Below are 300 nucleotides of genomic sequence, written 5' to 3' on the forward strand. Positions count from 1 at the left end.
AGGTCGGCAGAGGCTTGGTGCCGACCTTCACCACCTGCTTCTCGGGCTCGCGCACCACCTCCTCGGCGATCTTCTTCGGCTTCTGCTTGACGCCGTTGACGGTGCGCAGGGCGTACGTGACCTTGCGCATGCCCTCCTTGCCCTGCTCGGCCACCACCTCGGTGCCCGCGGACAGCTTCCCGCGCGACGGCCAGACGATCACCGTCATGCGGATCACCGGGACCAGGGAGGTCCGCGAGGAGCCCATCCCCTTCGCCACCGAGAAGTCCTCGGACTCCACGGAATTCGCGGGCACCGAGG

The 300-nt window shown here is 68.0% G+C and carries 1 pseudogene; it reads right to left on the bottom strand.

The features are described 5' to 3' along the window. Positions 1–175, bottom strand: a pseudogene (locus J0695_RS44620) (G5 domain-containing protein); the annotation flags it as partial. Between the last annotated feature and the right edge of the window lie 125 nt (positions 176–300).

This window comes from Streptomyces beijiangensis, from assembly GCF_017315755.1.
Classification (GTDB): domain Bacteria; phylum Actinomycetota; class Actinomycetes; order Streptomycetales; family Streptomycetaceae; genus Streptomyces; species Streptomyces beijiangensis.